Below are 1268 nucleotides of genomic sequence, written 5' to 3' on the forward strand. Positions count from 1 at the left end.
TGACCCAGCCCCTTGATCCGGGCCGTTTGGATGTAGAATCCGTTCCTGTTTCTTTCTTGTGATTAGGTTGCGGTCAAGGCCTGCTGAGCGGAACCATTGCGTAGCTCAAGCGAAGCAGGCCGGGTGGCACGGTTGAGATTGACGTAAACGGCTGGGGCCAGCCCGCCAAGCGATGTGTGTGGTCGTTGGGTGTTGTAGTCAATTCTCCAGTTCTCAATGATCCTCCTTGCTTCAGCAAGATTGCCAAAGATGTGCTCATTCAGGCATTCGTCCCGCAATCTTCCATTGAACGATTCAACGAAGGCATTTTGCATGGGCTTCCCAGGCGCGATGTAGTGCCAATTCACGCCTGTGTCCTGGCACCATCTCAGGACCGCATGAGAGGTCATCTCCGTTCCATTGTCAGAGACAACCATTTCAGGCTTTCCACGCCGGCGGATCAATTCATCCAACTCGCGGGTCAGCCGCACTCCAGACAAAGAACGATCTACAACCGTTACCAGTGCCTCTCGTGTGCAATCATCCACGATACACAGCACACGGAACCTTTGGCCGTCTTCAAAGGCATCAGAAACGAAGTCCAACGACCAACGCTGATTAGCGCGATCCGGCACCAGAATAGGCCTGCGCGTGCCTAAAGCTCGCTTTCTTGACCGTCTGCGACGCACGGCCAAACCCTCTTCACGATACAGACGGAAGAGCTTCTTGTGGTTCACTTCAAAGCCCTCTCTGGCCAGCAGAATACCCAAACGGCGATAGCCGAACCGACGACGTTCATTCGCCAACTCGCGCAACCGCTTTCGCAGCGCATCATCGCCCTGTTCTTGCTTCTGATACTTAAAGACAGACCTATGCAGATCAGCCAATTCACACGCCCGACGCTCTGACAAGCCATACTGATCCATCACATCACGCACGGCTCGTCGCTTCACATCAGGCGTCAGTAATTTTTTGTCGCGAGATCCTTCAAAGCTGCATTGTCGAGCATCGCATCCGCCAACATCCGCTTCAGCTTGTTGTTCTCGTCTTCCAGAGCACGAAGCTTCTTGGCATCTGACACGTTCATGCCGCCAAACTTTGCTTTGTATTTGTAGAAAGTCGCGTCGCTGATGCCATAGCGGCGGCACAGTTCCTGCGCCTTAACACCCGCTTCATATTCTTTGATCATTCCGATGATCTGTTCGTCCGAAAATCTGCGTTTCATTGTCCATCCTTTGCTTGGACGGATTACTAACATCTCAATGGCCCGATTTCAGGGGGCTGGGTCA

Annotated in this window: 1 protein-coding gene; it reads right to left on the reverse strand. The window is 53.0% G+C overall.

The genetic code is table 11. The annotated features are described in order from the left end of the window. Positions 1-62 precede the first annotated feature (62 nt). Positions 63-1204, reverse strand: a protein-coding gene (locus SHM7688_RS01195) for an IS3 family transposase (RefSeq protein WP_144432454.1) whose coding sequence is annotated in 2 segments (ribosomal slippage) — positions 63-958 and positions 958-1204 — 1143 coding nt in all. Because the reading frame shifts where the segments join, the coding sequence is not laid out codon by codon here. Positions 1205-1268 lie beyond the last annotated feature (64 nt).

This window comes from Shimia marina (assembly GCF_001458175.1).
Classification (GTDB): Bacteria; Pseudomonadota; Alphaproteobacteria; order Rhodobacterales; family Rhodobacteraceae; genus Shimia; species Shimia marina.